Origin of the sequence: Paenibacillus dendritiformis (assembly GCF_021654795.1) — a bacterium.
GTDB lineage: Bacteria > Bacillota > Bacilli > Paenibacillales > Paenibacillaceae > Paenibacillus_B.
Window position 1 is genome coordinate 3,150,538 of the sequence record NZ_AP025344.1, and the last position, 12,436, is coordinate 3,162,973.

General features: G+C 51.7%; 13 protein-coding genes. 1 reads left to right on the forward strand and 12 read right to left on the reverse strand.

What is annotated here, in order from left to right; translation table 11 throughout:
- Positions 1-43 precede the first annotated feature (43 nt).
- The 10 genes from L6439_RS13775 to L6439_RS13820 form a co-directional block, all read right to left on the reverse strand.
- On the reverse strand, positions 44-1,582 hold the full coding sequence (locus L6439_RS13775; RefSeq protein WP_168182195.1) for an acyl-CoA carboxylase subunit beta: 1,539 nt from the start codon (positions 1,580-1,582) through the stop codon (positions 44-46).
- A gap of 17 nt (positions 1,583-1,599) precedes the next feature.
- Positions 1,600-2,499, reverse strand: coding sequence for a hydroxymethylglutaryl-CoA lyase (locus tag L6439_RS13780; RefSeq protein ID WP_168182196.1), 900 nt, complete (start codon positions 2,497-2,499; stop codon positions 1,600-1,602).
- A gap of 22 nt (positions 2,500-2,521) precedes the next feature.
- On the reverse strand, positions 2,522-2,734 hold the full coding sequence (locus tag L6439_RS13785) for an acetyl-CoA carboxylase biotin carboxyl carrier protein subunit (RefSeq protein ID WP_168182197.1): 213 nt from the start codon (positions 2,732-2,734) through the stop codon (positions 2,522-2,524).
- Between the two features lie 63 nt (positions 2,735-2,797).
- Entirely contained in the window at positions 2,798-4,144 is a 1,347-nt protein-coding gene (locus L6439_RS13790; RefSeq protein WP_213469349.1) for an acetyl-CoA carboxylase biotin carboxylase subunit, read from the reverse strand.
- Positions 4,145-4,158: 14 nt separating this feature from the next.
- Positions 4,159-5,298: an acyl-CoA dehydrogenase gene (locus tag L6439_RS13795; protein ID WP_213469348.1), complete on the reverse strand. Its 1,140-nt coding sequence runs from the start codon at positions 5,296-5,298 to the stop codon at positions 4,159-4,161.
- 20 nt (positions 5,299-5,318) lie between these two features.
- Positions 5,319-6,512 (reverse strand): dihydrolipoamide acetyltransferase family protein, encoded by a 1,194-nt coding sequence (locus L6439_RS13800; protein ID WP_213469347.1) that lies wholly within the window; start codon positions 6,510-6,512, stop codon positions 5,319-5,321.
- Between the two features lie 18 nt (positions 6,513-6,530).
- Positions 6,531-7,514, reverse strand: a complete 984-nt coding sequence (locus L6439_RS13805; protein ID WP_213469346.1) for an alpha-ketoacid dehydrogenase subunit beta — start codon at positions 7,512-7,514, stop codon at positions 6,531-6,533.
- A gap of 12 nt (positions 7,515-7,526) precedes the next feature.
- On the reverse strand, positions 7,527-8,540 hold the full coding sequence (locus tag L6439_RS13810; protein ID WP_168182202.1) for a thiamine pyrophosphate-dependent dehydrogenase E1 component subunit alpha: 1,014 nt from the start codon (positions 8,538-8,540) through the stop codon (positions 7,527-7,529).
- 189 nt (positions 8,541-8,729) lie between these two features.
- On the reverse strand, positions 8,730-9,851 hold the full coding sequence (locus tag L6439_RS13815; protein WP_213469444.1) for an NAD(P)/FAD-dependent oxidoreductase: 1,122 nt from the start codon (positions 9,849-9,851) through the stop codon (positions 8,730-8,732).
- Between the two features lie 156 nt (positions 9,852-10,007).
- Positions 10,008-10,388 carry a VOC family protein gene (locus L6439_RS13820; protein ID WP_168182203.1) on the reverse strand — a complete coding sequence of 127 codons (381 nt, stop codon included), beginning with the start codon at positions 10,386-10,388 and terminating at the stop codon, positions 10,008-10,010.
- A 165-nt stretch (positions 10,389-10,553) separates the two neighbouring features.
- Here L6439_RS13820 and L6439_RS13825 point away from each other — a divergent pair, with 165 nt between their 5' ends.
- Positions 10,554-11,198, forward strand: a complete 645-nt coding sequence (locus L6439_RS13825) for a hypothetical protein (RefSeq protein WP_213469345.1) — start codon at positions 10,554-10,556, stop codon at positions 11,196-11,198.
- A gap of 73 nt (positions 11,199-11,271) precedes the next feature.
- Here L6439_RS13825 and L6439_RS13830 read toward each other — a convergent pair whose 3' ends face one another.
- Positions 11,272-11,718: a hypothetical protein gene (locus L6439_RS13830; protein ID WP_213469344.1), complete on the reverse strand. Its 447-nt coding sequence runs from the start codon at positions 11,716-11,718 to the stop codon at positions 11,272-11,274.
- Between the two features lie 25 nt (positions 11,719-11,743).
- Positions 11,744-12,307, reverse strand: a complete 564-nt coding sequence (locus L6439_RS13835) for a hypothetical protein (protein ID WP_237096867.1) — start codon at positions 12,305-12,307, stop codon at positions 11,744-11,746.
- Positions 12,308-12,436 lie beyond the last annotated feature (129 nt).

Sequence of the window (12,436 nt, forward strand, 5' to 3'; positions counted from 1 at the left end):
CGCCGCTGCGCGCTTGGTGCTGTTCGTTCAGAAAGGCCATGAATTAAACCGGATAGACCGGGTGCTTCCGCTCAGAGAAGACGACGACCTTTGATGAATAAGCCTCAAATCGGCTCACTAACTCGTCGCGCAGCGAATTGGCCGGAATAATTCCGTCAACAATCATCTCGGAGGCGAGCCGGTAAATATCAATATCCCGCTTATATTCCTCCCGTTGTTGTTCAATAAAAGCCGCCCGCTCGTGTTCAGGCAGCTGCGCAATTTTATTGGCATAGACGGCGTTGACCGCAGCTTCCGGCCCCATCACCGCGATTTGAGCCGTAGGCAAGGCGAGACAGCAATCCGGTTCGAACGCGGGACCAGCCATCGCATAGAGGCCTGCTCCGTATGCTTTACGGACGATCACCGAGATTTTGGGCACGCTCGCTTCGGACATGGCCGAGATCATTTTCGCGCCATGGCGGATAATTCCTGCCCGCTCCACCTTGGTTCCGATCATAAAGCCGGGAACGTCGGCGAGAAACAGAAGCGGAATATGAAACGCATCGCAAAGGGTAATAAATCGGGCTGCCTTATCCGCCGAATCGTGAAACAGCACGCCTCCTTTCACCCGCGGCTGATTGGCGATGATCCCAACCGGTTTTCCGTTCATTCGGGCCAATCCCGTAATGAGCTCCCCGGCAAACAGCTTCTTCATCTCAAAGAATGACCCCTCGTCAATAATCCGGTCAATCAGGTCATACATATTGAACGGAGCATTCTGGTTGGAGGGGATGATCTCTTCTAATGATTTCTCGAAGGACTGTGGCGCCGCTGCTTCCATGACCGGCGGCTTCCCGGAAAAATTGGCGGGAAAATAGGAGAGATATCGCCGTGCCATCGAAATGGCTTCTTCTTCGTTCTGGGCCAGCACATCGCCGCATCCGGATACCGAGCAATGCATGCGCGCGCCACCCATCTCTTCTAACGTAACCTTCTCCCCGATAACCATCTCCGCCATCCGCGGGGAACCGAGATACATGGATGCATTTCCATCCACCATAATCACGATATCGCAAAATGCCGGAATGTATGCCCCGCCTGCAGCCGAAGGACCGAAGAGCAGACAGATTTGAGGGATTTTACCCGACAATTTGACCTGGTTGTAAAAAATGCGGCCTGCCCCGCGCCTGCCGGGGAACATCTCGACCTGGTCCGTAATGCGAGCGCCTGCCGAATCCACAAGGTAAATCAACGGCACCCTCATTTTGTCGGCCGTCTCTTGTATTCGAATGATCTTCTCTACCGTACGCGCTCCCCAAGAACCGGCTTTTACGGTGGAATCATTGGCCATCACGCACACGATTCTCCCGTTAATCTTGCCAATCGCCGTAACCACGCCATCGGCCGGAAGTTCTTCTGCCGCGCAGTTGGCAAATAATGCATCCTCCAGCTCGTAACCCGGATCAAACAATAGCTTTAAACGGTCGCGAACAAATCGTTTTCCCCGCTCCGCATTCTTTTGATGATAGGCCTGCGCCCCCCCTTTGAGGATCCGTGAACGGCGTTCCTGCAGCTCCTCCGGCTTTATATCAATGGACATCCCCTACTCCTCCTTTTCTACAAAATGCTGCCGGCCTGAAGATTGCGGCTTGGCAACTCCCTTCCTATCTTTTCCTGAATAAAACGGGCCGCGGAGAGCAGCTTCTCCCGATTTACCCCCGTGTGAATCCCCATCGCATCCAACATGTAAAGCAAATCCTCCGTAGCCACATTGCCCGAGGCCCCGGGCGCATACGGGCATCCGCCCAACCCGCCGACGGACGAGTCGAACGTCGTGATCCCCATGTCCATGGACACCAAAATATTCGCCAGCGCCGTCCCGCGCGTATCGTGAAAGTGCAGAGCCAGTTTTTTGGCATCAAAACGCTTTAATAGACTATTCAATACCTCTTGCACCTGCTTCGGATTGGCAATTCCGATCGTATCCCCGAGAGACAACTCGCCAATCCCCATTTCGAACAACGTTTCCGCTACCCGGATCACGTCATCGACGGACACGGGCCCCTCATAGGGACAACCGAAGACGGTGGACACATAACCGCGGACTGACTTTCCGGCTGCAAGGGCTTCTTGCGCCACTTCACTTAGAATGGGAAAGGTAGCGCGAATCGGCTTGTTGATGTTCCTTTGATTATGAGTTTCGCTCGCAGACATAAAGACGGCCGCTTCATCCACATCGGCTTCCAGCGCTCGCTCCAGACCTTGACGGTTCGGAACGAGAGCCGAATAAAGGATGCCGGGCATTCGTTCAATTCCTCTCGCCACTTCAGCGGCATCGGCCAGCGCCGGAATCCACTTGGGATTTACAAACGAAGTGATTTCAACCGATGGGATACCGGTGCCGGACAATTGGTTGATCCAAGCGATTTTATCCTCTGTCGACACAAAGACCTTCTCATTCTGTAATCCATCCCTTGGACCAACCTCTTTGATCGTCACACTCGCCGGCCAGTTCATCTCCCCAACCCCCAGCATACGTTTAATCCAGCTCGATCAATAGATCTCCTTCATTTACAAAGTCGCCTTCGCTCACGAGTACTTCTTTTACCGTCCCGCCGGAACCGGCGGTAATCGTGATCTCCATTTTCATCGATTCCAACACGGCCACGTTTTGTCCCGCTTCGACTTGATCCCCAGGCTTGACAAGGAGTTGATACACATTCCCCGCCATAACCGCCGCTATTTTGCTCATCTCATATAACCTCCTGTTCTACGAATAGCCTTTCGGTAACTCGCCAGGCCCTATCCGATCAAGTCATGTCTTCTCCATTAAATAGTTCGCAACGAACCCCGTTGTCGTATCGCCTGAACGGAATGCGGGATGCGCGATGACTTCTTGCAGCATCGGGATGTTTGTTTTGATGCCCTCAACCTGATAAGCGGCCAGCGCCTGTTGAAGCCGGTCAATCGCTTCGTCGCGATCCTTCCCTTTGACGATGAGTTTCGCAATCATCGGATCATAGAAAGGAGTGACCATGGAACCGTCATGTACAGCCAACTCATGGCGGATTCCGTCTCCTTCAGGTACAGCCAACTTCGTAATCACTCCCGGAGATGGGAAGAACGTCTTCGGATCCTCCGCATAAATCCGCACTTCAATCGCATGACCGTCGCGTGTCACATCGGATTGACCAAAATTCAAGGAATGTCCGGCCGCAATCCGCAATTGCTCCGCAACCAAGTCCAAGCCGGTAATCTCTTCTGTAATCGTATGCTCCACCTGCAGACGAGTATTCATTTCAAGGAAATAGAAGTTTTTATTCCCGTCGACTAAAAACTCGATCGTTCCTGCATTCCGGTATCCGATGGATTGAGCCGCCCTTACCGCCGCTTCTCCCATTTTGCTTCTCGTGAGTTCATCCAAGTAGGCGGAAGGGGCTTCCTCCACTACTTTTTGATGACGGCGTTGAATGGAACATTCCCGTTCCCCTAAGTGGACGGTATTCCCATAGGAATCGGCCAAAATCTGAATTTCGATGTGCCGGGGATTTTCCACGACCTTCTCGATATACATGGCCCCGTCTCCGAAGAAATCAGAGGCTCGTTTCTGGTTCCCTTCAAATGCTTGCTTCATTTCCGATTCGTTAGCCACGATCTGCATGCCGATCCCGCCGCCGCCGGCCGAAGCCTTGAGCATGACCGGATAGCCGATACGATGGGCTGCCCGTGCTGCATCTTCCGCATCCGCTAATGGATAGGACATGCCGGGGACGACAGGCACACCCGCTTTTTCCATGATATTCCGGGATTCAATTTTACTGCCCATGCGGGAGATGACATCCGCGGATGGACCGATGAATACGATTCCCGCCTCCTCACAGCGGCGGGCAAATTCGGCATTTTCCGAGAGAAGCCCGTAGCCGGGGTGAATCGCATCCGCTTTTGAAAGACGGGCGATTTCTAAAATTTTATCGATTTTCAAGTAGCTGTCTGTTACTCTGGGATTTCCGACCTCGTAGGCCTCATCCGCCATTTTGACATGAGGTGCTTCCTTATCCACTTTCGAATATATGCTGACGGTGGCAATGCCCAGCGATTGGCAAGTACGGATCACTCGAGCCGCAATCTCCCCCCGGTTCGCGATTAGAATCTTCTTGAACATAGCACCAACCCCCTTTAACAGCCGATCTGGCGTGCAATCACCATTCGTTGCACTTCCGAAGTTCCTTCCCCGATCTCCAACAGCTTGGCGTCCCGGAAAAACCGCTCCACCTGGTAGTCCTTCATATAACCATAACCGCCATGGATCTGAACGGCCTGATCGCATGCCTTCATACAGATTTCCGAAGCAAATAATTTGGCCATCGCCGCTTCCTTCTTGAATTTTCTTCCTTGATCCTTAAGCCATGCCGCTTTATACACCATGTTGCGGGCAAGTTCAATATTCATGGCCATATCGGCCAGTTTGAACTGGATAGCTTGAAAGGATGATAAGCTGTGGCCAAATTGTTTTCTTACTTTGGCATATTGGAGTGATTTTTCATAAGCCCCTTGCGCGATCCCGACCGCCATGGCCCCGATCCCGATTCTCCCTCCGTCAAGCGTAGCTAAAAACTGCTTATATCCATGTCCTTCTTTCCCCAGCAGATTTTCCTTGGGAACGTTTACATTTTCCAGAATCAACTCCGTCGTATTCGACGCGTGAAGGCCCATCTTTTCATAATTGCTAAGGACCGTAAATCCTGTCGCATCGGTAGGCACGATAAACGCGCTGATTCCATCCGTCCCTTTGGAGCGATCCGTTACGGCCGTGAGCGCCAGGCTTTTGGCGTAGCTTGCATTGGTAATAAAACATTTGGAACCGGAAATGATCCACTGATCCCCATCCAGCTTCGCTGTCGTTCGGGTTCCGCCTGCATCGGATCCGGCATTCGGTTCCGTCAGCCCGAACGCCCCCAGGTATTCTCCGGTACACAGGGGGGTTAAGTATTTCTCCTTTTGCTCGTGCGTTCCGAATAAATGGATAGGCGCCCCGCCTAACGAAATATGGGCCGAATAGGTGATGCCCGTGGAGGCGCACACCCGGCTTAATTCTTCGACAGCAATAGCAAAGCTTATCGTATCTGCTCCCCCGCCGCCGTATTGTTCGGGAAAAGGCAGCCCCATGACTCCCAGCTTCGTTAATTTATCGAAGACCTCCTCCGGAAATTGTTTCGTGCGATCCCGTTCATCTGCACCCGGGGCCACCTCGCCTTCCGCAAAATCACGCATCGTCTTCTTTATGAGCGCTTGCTCCTCGGTTAAATCAAAATGCACGATTTCATCGCCCCTTTCCTTTACTCGAGTCCGGTGCCGGTATCCGCGCCATAACCTTCCAACTTTTCTTTGACTCTCTGCAGGAAGCGGCCGCACACCAGACCGTCCAACACCCGGTGATCGAGAGAAAGACAGATGTTCATCATATCGCGGACCATAATCTGGTTATCCAATACGATCGGGCGTTTTACGATGGCTTCGACAGTCAAAATGGCCACTTGCGGAGGATTGATGATCGGGGCTGACAGAACGGAGCCGAAAGAGCCTGTGTTATTGACGGTAAACGTTCCGCCGGTCGTATCCTCGGCCGTTAACCTGCCCTCTCTCGTCTTTTTGGCCAATTCATTCACTGCTTTGGCAAGAGCGGAAATGCTCTTTTGGTCGGCGTCCTTAATGACGGGAACGAATAACTCTTGATCGGTTGCAACGGCAATCGAGATATGAACCGCTTTTTTGACGATAATGCGATCATCTGCCCACTGCGAATTTAAGATCGGGAATTCCTTCAAGGCTTCGGCAACCGACTTGATAAAGAACGGCAAATAAGTTAAAGGGATGCCTTCTTTTTGCTGAAATTCCTCTTTGATCCGGTCGCGGTAACGCGCCAGATTGGTGACATTGCATTCCATCATAAGCCAGGCGTGTGGGATCTCCCGCTTGCTTTCCGCCATTCGTTTGGCAATCGTTTTGCGGATGGCGGTAACCGGGACCGTCTCGTCGTCTGGATGCAGCGGAGAATGGGCGGCAGACGGGTCATCAACCGGCCTCTTTCCTTGCACAATCTCCAAGATGTCTTTTCTGGTAATGCGTCCGCCAGCGCCTGATCCTTCGATACGGGAAAGATCAAGGTTGTTTTCTTGCGCCAGCTTAAGCACGGCCGGCGAATACCGTTGGTCCACGGCTGCTTGTGCCGCCGCGTTATCGGCTCCCTGAGCTTGAGCGGCAGGCTTCGCTTCAACCGGCGTGCTCGCTTCCTCTTCAGCCGCAATATAGCAAATGAGAGTTCCTACCGCCACCGTCTCGCCTTCTTCGACGACAATGTCGGATATCGTGCCGCTCACGGTAGAAGGAACCTCTGCGGTAACTTTATCGGTAATCACTTCGCATACGGGATCGTATTTTTGGACTTTGTCTCCGATGTTTACGAGCCACTTGGAGATGGTTCCTTCCGTCACACTTTCCCCTAACTGAGGCATAACGATCTTCTCAGCCATATTCTCCTCCCGTTCCGATCATAATTGGACCAATTCTTTCATGGCCTGATATACTTTATCCGGATTGAGCATGAAGAATTTCTCCATCGGCGAACTATACGGCATGGCGGGGACGTCCGGGCTGCACAGGCGCCTGATCGGAGCATCCAATTCAAAAAGGCATTCCTCCGCCAGCACAGCCGCTACTTCAGCCCCAACGCCTCCCTCTTTATTGTCTTCATGAACAATGAGCACTTTGCCGGTTTTGCGGGCAGCCTCCACAATCGATTCCTTATCCAGAGGATAGAGGGTGCGCAGGTCCAGAATGTGAGCGCTGTACCCTTCTTGGGAAAGTTTCTCTGCGGCTTCCAACGCGAAATGCAAGGCAAGTCCGTAAGAAATAACCGTGATGTCTTCTCCTTGCCGCTTAATATCCGCCTTCCCGATGGGAACAATGTAGTCCGAGGACGGCACTTCGCCTTTGATCAATCGGTAGCATCGCTTATGTTCGAAGAAAAGGACCGGATCTTCATCGCGAATGGCCGCTTTTAACAGTCCTTTGGCATCATATGGAGTGGAAGGCGTGACCACTTTTAGGCCGGGAATATTGCAGAACATGGCTTCGACGCATTGGGAATGATAGAGGGCGCCGCGAACTCCGCCTCCATAAGGAGCGCGAAAGACCACAGGACAGTTCCAGTCTCCGTTCGAGCGGTATCTCATCTTGGCTGCTTCATTCACGATTTGGTTGACGGCAGGCATGATATACTCGGCAAACTGAATCTCCGCCACAGGCCGCAATCCATAAGCGGCTGCCCCGACCGACACACCGGCAATGGCCGCTTCCGACAGCGGCGCATCGAGAACCCTTTGTTCTCCAAATTCCTCAATGAACCCCTGTGTAACCCGAAACACTCCTCCGCGTACGCCGACGTCTTCTCCTAGCACAAACACCCTTTTATCTCGCTGCATTTCCTCCCGAAGAGCTTGGGTCACGGCATCAAGATAAGAAATTACGGCCATTTCTCACTCCCCCTATTCTGCATAAACGTGCTTCAGGGCATCTTCCGGAGCCGAATCCGGAGCATTTTCCGCATATTCCGTGGCCGCATCGACTTCCATGAGCAGCCGGTCATGGATTTCCTTCTCTGCAGGTTCATCTAATAGCCCCAAATCTTTAAGATAATTGCTGAAGGTTATGAGCGGATCCTTCCTCTTGGCTTCTTCCACTTCTGCACGGGAACGGTAGGTTCGATCATCGTCGTCGCTGGAATGAGGAACCAAACGATAGACGACCGCCTCGATAAGCGTTGGCCCTTCTCCTCTTCTTGCCCGATCGGCCGCCTCTTTCGTGACCCTATATACTTCCAAGGGATCATTGCCATCGACACTGATGCCGGGAAACCCGTAACCTTTTGCCCGATCCGCGATACTTTCACAAGCCGCCTGCTTGGAAAAGGGAACAGAGATGGCATACTTGTTATTCTCGCAGAAGAAAATGACAGGAAGCTTGTGCACCCCCGCGAAGTTCGCCGCTTCGTGAAACTCTCCTTGATTGCTGCCCCCGTCGCCAAAGGCCGTTAACGCGACAAGCTTTTCTCCCTGCATTCTTCCAGAGAAAGCGATTCCAACAGCGTGCGGCACTTGACTCGATACGACACTCGACCCCGAAAGAATATTCCGTCTTTTACTCCCGTAATGCCCCGGCATTTGACGTCCTCCGCTGTTGGGATCTCCCGCCTTGGCAAATGCGGAAAGCATCAATTCATTGGCCGTCATCCCGAAAACAATGGCCATCCCCATGTCCCGATAATAGGGACACAGAAAATCTGTCGTTGGATCCAACGCATAAGCCGCTCCAATCTGCGCTGCTTCATGACCTTGGCAAGACACGAGAAAAGGGATCTTTCCCGCACGATTCAGAATCCACATCCGTTCATCTACTTTTCGGGCCAACACCATATTCCGATACATTTCAAGGACTTGCTGATCCGATAATCCTAGCGCCTGGTGCCGGTTCTCGGCTTGACCATGTCCGGTTTTATTCATATCGTATCCCTCCGACAATTGTGCCGCTGCATACTGCGGTTCCCTTTATTTTACATACCGTCATTTCCAGCGAGAAATATATATTGTGCATAGAAACTATGCCTAAAAAATATAGCCAACGATAGCGAATGAACAGAAAAAACAGACCAAGACTGTACGGTTACAGTTTTGGTCTGTTTTTGTTGATGCTCACGCCATTGCTTTGCGAATATCATAATCATGGATAGCGATATCCGGATCCATTCCTAAGGCCAGCTTTGCGAGCTGGAACCCAATAAATGGGCCCATCGTCAAGCCGGACGCTCCAAGTCCGTTGGCCGCGATCAAGCCATCCCAGCCAGGCACAGCGCCTATCACCGGAAGAAAGCCGGGCGTAAAAGGACGAAAACCGACTCTCGCCTCTTGAACCGTGCTGTTCGCCAAGCCCGGCGCCAAGCCCAAGCCTTTATTCAAAATCTCCTGGATTCCCCCTGCGGTTACCCTTGTATCATAGCCTTCGATATCATCTTCGTGAGTCGCTCCCATCACGATCTTTTGTTGGTCAAAAGCCAACAGATATTGATCGGAAGGCGGCATCACGACCGGCCAGACGCCCGTGTTTTGCCTATCCGGAACCTGTAAATGCAGGATTTGCGCTTTTTGATAACTTACCTGAAAGTGAATGCCTAAGGGCTGCAGCAGTTGATTGGCCCACGCCCCTGCACACACGATGACTTCGTCAGACGAGAAGCTTCGGGAACCGACCGCGATTCCGGTTACGCGGTTCGACTGATATTGGAGCGCAGCATCCCCGTTGATCAGGACAGCCCCGTTTCTTCGAGCCGATCGGACGAGCGCATCGCGCAGCGCGCGGCCGTCGACACGGGCGGCCCCGCTAATATGAACCGAATGATACCCTTCCGCCAACAGAGGAAACAGCTCATGGGTTGCTTGCTCATTCAGCCGGGTAATGTCACCGATTTCCGGCGCATCCGCTTTTCGCAACTGCGCCCGCTCCTCCATCTTTCTGATTTTCTCCCTATCATCATGGATACTCAGAGCGCCAACCTGGGCATAGCCGGTGTCCGTCTCCCCTTCGCTCATGAGTTCCTTGATCAACCCGGGGTAAAAACGCGCGCCGGCTCTGGCTAGCCGGTACCAGGCCTGATTGCGCCGCTGCGACAGCCAGGGGCAGATAATGCCGGCCGCGGCATCCGTAGCCTGCCCTTTATCATTGCGGTCGACGATCAGGACATCCGCACCCAGCTTTGCTAACTGATAGGCTGTCGATGCCCCTAGAATCCCTGCTCCGATTACAATGACTTTCTTCATGAACACGTCCCTTTCTTCCATCACTGTATCCATTATAGCGCATCCTGCGTCGAAGTATATTCCGCAGCGCTTTATCCCAAGCCAACCCGTAAACGCAAGCGAAGCTGCCGATCATGCCGGCAGCTTCATCTCCGAATTGTTCATGGAAGAATTTACTTACTTCTTTTCCATCACGGCAAAGTAATTGTCTTCCTGATCCGCAAAGTTAAACACTCTGCCGGACGGCATGGTTACAATGTCTCCGACCTTGACATTTTTATTGGCTAGATCCTGATGCAGTTCATCGAGATTTTCCGTAAAAAATAGTAAAGAAGGGGTTCCCAGATTGAGTTCGGGCGACATGGTAGCAACGAACTCCTTATTATGAAGAATGACGCTTGTCTCGGCGCCCTCGGTCGGGGCAATTTCAATCCATCTCATGCCTTGACCGTTATTTTCTTCAGAAATAACTTGAAAGCCCAACTTTTCGGTCCAAAACTTCACGGCCTCATCCTGGTTATTTACATACAGCATAATCTGACCGACTTTATGAATCATCAACTTTTTGCTCCCTTCTACTTGCAAATACGAACCCATCCAGCCCTAATTCTGTCCTGTCCGGCCTGCAGCCATCCCCCCTCTCGCTATTGCGCCAGCATGATGCCCGGAATAACTCTTCCTGAAAGAAACAAACTAAAAACAAATTTCAATAAGGAGCCGTCCATGAATACGAGCCTCAAATCGTTGCTGTTCATCACGATAATTACGTTCGGCGCGGTCGCGCCTCATTCGCTGTCCTATGCGCTGTCTCCGCCTAACAAGCAACAATTAGGGAACCTTGAACCGCCATCTCCCGTTACGTTGCCTAATCCGCCCTTTCAGCAGTCAAAGCCGCCCGAAAATTTAAGGGCAATTTCTGATGTACGGAAGAAAGGAAAAACGATCGCCTATAAGGTGATTGCCGATCTTCCCCAATGGGATCGGCCTTCTTATTTGCCTTATTGGCACAGCACCTACGAGCGCTGGTCATATGTGCCCAATCGAATCCACTTCGCCAAGCATCGGTTGTTCACGTCCCCAACGAATGCTTCCGCGCTGTATGACTTTATTCATAACGTGGGCATCGTGAAAGAGATGGAGAATGCTTATAACCAATTAACTTCGCTGCCGCTGGACAAAATCCTGGTCGTGGTGATGAATACCGACGTCAAAAAGATAATTTATGATAACCGGCAGGTCGTCATTGAAGGAACACCCGTGCATTCCGGCCTGAAAATCGTTACGATCGATAATCCGGCCCCCGGCAGATCGATATATTTTCAGCTATCGACTTCAACCGGCGACGAGATCGACTATAGTATCTTTTAACGTAAAAACGCCGCTCTGCTCCCACTTGGAAGTCAGCGGCGTTCTCTAGGCATCCAAAGCGCTCTAAAGCGCTCTAATCAATTACGGTATAGCTGAATTTCTTCTTGCCGAATTGAATGGCGGCACTATAGTTCGCGGTAGAATATTTTCCAAAATACACATCCACCCATCGATAGGAGAGACCCTTCGTATTGTTCAGGTCACCGGTGTCTTCCACGATAAATGTGTTCAAGGAAGAACCATCCGGAGTCACAATCCGGTTATTCCCCGTTAACACCAACATGGTGCCGAAGGGATAGATGGGCTTGTTCCAATTGCTGCTCCCCCAGGAGGACGGATGGACCGCAACTCCTCCGATATATGCGGAAGCGCCGCTGGCAAATACGGGCTTGCTCACGCCGGCCGGGCCAAGATAAGCCGTGAAATCTTGATTCGTGTAAGTCGTGGCAGCAGAGACTGGAGCGGTGGGCGATAGAGTTGCAATAGCGGCGAGAAGAATGGCCAGTACACTTTTTTTCATTCGATTCCCTCCCGATTACATTCGCTTAATTCATCGTCAAACTTGATGAGGATTCAAATACGATTTTCTGCTGATGGGATGCCTTATCCAAGCCAATGACCGTAATCGTTGCTTTGCCATCCAACACTTGGAGCACAAAGTGATAGCCGTTCGCCCAGTCCTTGCCCGGCAGCAAATCATGCTCTGCCCTGCTCCTGGTCAATAACTCCGGGCTATCGAACACCACCTCTTCTCTCTTGATTACATGAGTGTCTACAAACGGACCGACACCGGGATAAATTCCTTCGACAACGCCCTTGCGAATCGCGATCACCGCTCGTTTGTTATCCGGCGTTCCTACTTGCAAATTCCAACGTTCTCTTCTGCCTTGTTCCCCGCTTAGGGTTCCGAATTCATCGTCCACGCTGGTTAAATAAAAAGGCACGGCCGACCCATCCCATTCCAAGGCTTTCTCCATGCCGAGCGCAAGGGCTTCTTGCAATGTTACCTCTTCGGATCGGGAAAACAGGGGGCTGCTCTCTTGCAGGTATACCGTGGTGCTAACCGCTGCGATGAAAAGAATGATGGGAACCATGATTTTTTTACGCAAAGACTCATCATCACCCCGCTAATCTAGCAAAATATTCTATTACTAGATTTAATTTACCATTTCTACCGATTACAATCAATAGCCGAATATGTTTTAAAATATTGTATACAACATGGGGCGGTCCCAAAT